Source organism: Streptomyces sp. W16 (assembly GCF_033194735.1).
Taxonomy (GTDB): domain Bacteria; phylum Actinomycetota; class Actinomycetes; order Streptomycetales; family Streptomycetaceae; genus Streptomyces.
The window spans coordinates 1-2,962 of record NZ_JAWOAI010000826.1 but is presented as its reverse complement, the minus strand read 5'-3'; the positions used below and the strand labels follow the sequence as shown (position 1 = coordinate 2,962).

At 70.8% G+C, this 2,962-nt stretch carries 4 protein-coding genes; 1 reads left to right on the top strand and 3 read right to left on the bottom strand.

What is annotated here, in order from left to right; translation table 11 throughout:
- The 3 genes from R6V09_RS49995 to R6V09_RS49985 all read right to left on the bottom strand — a co-directional run.
- A partial coding sequence (locus R6V09_RS49995) for an intradiol ring-cleavage dioxygenase (protein WP_317888066.1) occupies nt 1–884 on the bottom strand: 884 nt, incomplete at its 3' end.
- A gap of 66 nt (nt 885–950) precedes the next feature.
- Entirely contained in the window at nt 951–1,508 is a 558-nt protein-coding gene (locus R6V09_RS49990) for a GNAT family N-acetyltransferase (RefSeq protein WP_317888065.1), read from the bottom strand.
- A gap of 55 nt (nt 1,509–1,563) precedes the next feature.
- Nucleotides 1,564–2,010, bottom strand: a complete 447-nt coding sequence (locus R6V09_RS49985; RefSeq protein ID WP_317888064.1) for an ATP-binding protein — start codon at nt 2,008–2,010, stop codon at nt 1,564–1,566.
- A gap of 236 nt (nt 2,011–2,246) precedes the next feature.
- On the opposite strand from R6V09_RS49985, the gene R6V09_RS49980 reads away from it, so the two are divergent.
- A partial coding sequence (locus R6V09_RS49980) for a hypothetical protein (RefSeq protein WP_317888063.1) occupies nt 2,247–2,962 on the top strand: 716 nt, incomplete at its 3' end.

The window sequence follows — 2,962 nt, the reverse complement described above, 5'->3', positions numbered from 1 at the left end:
TACGGCGGTGTGCCCGTCGGGGCGTCGCTGGGGGGCGTGCCGCCTCCGCCGCTGCCCGCGCCCGTGCTCTCGGCGTCCGGGTCGACGCCGAGCGTCAGGGAGCCCTTGTAGCCCTTGGACGGGTCCTTCTTGTGGACGGCCTTGAGGGTGAGCAGACCGCTGGCGGCGCCTCCGCCGTCGTAGACCATGTCGTCGGCGAGGACGGTGTACGAGCCCGTGTGCTTGGCGTACGGGTCGAGGGTGAAGATCTCCTCGGCGATGTCGTCGGCGAAGAACAGCTGGCCGGTGTAGTTGACCTTGCCGCCCTCGTAGGTGCCGTCCTCCTTCTCGCCGCCGGTGTGCACCTTGACGTGGATGTGGCAGGTGCGCGGGGTGTACCAGCCGGGGAAGATCGTCTCGAACTTGACGACCCCGTTGGCGTTGGCGACCTGGTAACCACGCAGGTAGGTCTGGTCGTTGGCGGAGTCGCCCTCCTCGCTCTCGGCGGGGGCCGAGCCGCCGGGGTTGGCGGTGGTGTAGCCGGAGTAGTAGCCCCAGGCGTCGCAGTGCCAGATCTCCACGGCCGCGCCGGAGACCGGGGTGCAGCCGTCGGTGGCGTCGACGACGGTCAGGCGCAGGGTGAGCGGGACGCCCGCCTTGCCCTCGGTGATGTCCTTGCGCACCAAGGCACCGTCGAGGTAGTAGGGGCCCTCCGTGACGCTCGTCATCAGCGTCATGCACTCGCCGCTGGTCGAACTCGCCGAAGCCGAGGCCGTCGTGTCCGCGGTGTCGGCGAACGCCGACTGGAACCCGGCCGCCACCAGCCCGCCGGCCGCGACCGTCCCGCCGGTCACCGCGAGAGCGCGGCGCCGACTGATCGTTTTTTCTCTGTGGTTTCCCGTCATGATCACGAAGCTAGGGACGGGTGCCGTCAAGAGTGTGAGCGTGCGCTGTGCGCAAGGTAAGAATGCTCAGAAAGCTGAAGTCGGGTCGTCGTCGTGCAGGATCCGCTGGAACAGCCGGTAGTCACGCCACTGCCCGCCGATGTGCAGATAGCGCGGCGCCATGCCGATCGGCTCGAACCCGCTCTTCTCCAGGACGCGTTGGGAGGCCAGGTTGTCGAGCCGCGTGCTCGCCTCCAGCCGGTGCAGCCCGACCGTCTCGCGCGCGATCCGGCACACCCGCTCGACACCGGCGGTGGCCAGCCCGCGCCCCTGCCGGTCGGCGGCGATCCAGTAGCCGAGCGAGGCGCTGCGGAACGGGCCGAGCACGACCCCGGACAGCGTGAAGGCCCCGACGATCCGCCCGCCGGAGCCGATGAGCAGGGGCACGACCCGGCCCGCCGCGTACTCCCGCGCCTGCGTCTCCAGGCGCTCGCGCTGCCCTACGGCAGTGAAGAAGGAGTCCGGGCGGTACGGGTCGTAGGGCCCGCGGTTCTCCGCATGGGCGACGGCGAGGGCCGGGGCGTCGGCCGGCTCGGCGAGCCGCAGCGTCATGCCGTCGGCCAGTTGTTCGGGGCGGATGTCCATCCGCAGATTCTGACGCCGCGGCGCCGACACCGAGGAACCGGCTTCGGACGCGCCCTCACACCGCCATCAACGGCGCGTCCTTCCGCCACTTCAGGATCTTGTCGAAACTCACCACCGCGCCGCCCACACCCGGCTTGTTGCCGATGTGGACGTGGTCGGCGAGCTCCTGGATGAGACACAGGCCCCGGCCGTTCTCCGCCTCGCTCGGGGCCGGGCGGACGGCCTGGGTTCGCGCGAAGCCGGGGCCCGAGTCGGCGACCTCGATACGGCACTTCTCGCCGTCGAGGTACGCGGTGACGCGGTACGCCTCCGAGGACGCGCCGGGCTCGGTGTCGCCGCCGTGCTCCACGGCGTTGGCGCACGCCTCGCTGAGGGCGACCGAGAGGTCGTAGGAGATGTCCGGGTCGACGCCCGCGGTCTCCATCGTGCCGAGGAGAAGCCGGCGGGCGAGCGGAACGCTCGCGGCCTCGCGCCTCAGATGGAGTGACCACCAGATGCTCATGCTCCAGCCTCCCGGCCGCGGCTCGACATACCGATACCTATTGCCGCCAGTGCCCCTGTGTAAGCACGGAGTTGACGTGATGCCGCCCATATGGGGGATGTGTCCGAAACGTAATTGGTGTATCCGGAGGTAGCTCACGTCGGAGAGTGACCTTTGTGATCTATGACACATTATCGTCCCGGTGTTGCGGACCTGCCGTATGGCGCCGACAAGGCCGGTGCGATGATGAGCCCGCCATGACTGCCCCCCACCCACGTACGGCGCGTTCCGGAGGTGAACTCCGGGTCCTGCGGGCCGCGGTGTTCGCCGCGGTCTGTGTCGTGCTGGCCGCGGCCGGTCATGCCATCGCCTCGTGCGCCACCGTGCCCCTGTGGACACTGGGCGCGGGCTTCCTCGCCACGGTCCTGGTCGTCGCGCCGCTCGCCGGGCGCGAGCGCTCGCTGCCGGGCATCGCGGCACTGCTCGCGGTCGGACAGACCGTGCTGCACACGCTCTTCGGGCTCGGCCAGACAGCCGGTACGTCGACCACCGGCACCTTGTCCGCGTCCGACGCCACGCTCGTCGCACGCGCCGCGCATCTGCTGTGCGGGACCACCGCGGCGGCGATCAGCCCGGCGCAGGCCCACCAGCTCCTCACCGACGCACGGCTGCTGCCGGCTTCGGGCTCGATGGGTTCGATGAGCGGCATGGGGTCGATGCACGACCCGGCGGACGCCATGTCCACCACCGCCGGCTCCTCGATGTCGCTGTTCCCGTCCCTGTCCATGCTGCTCGGTCACCTCCTCGCGGCACTCGCCGCGGGCTGGCTGCTGCGGCACGGGGACCTGGCGCTGCGGCGCCTGGTGGAACTGTCGGCGCACGGAGTCGCGGAAGGGGCGCTCGTACGGTCCCTGCGCGGGGCCCTCGTCCTGGTGCGCGCCCTGCGAGCCGGACTGCCGGGGGCGCCCGGGAC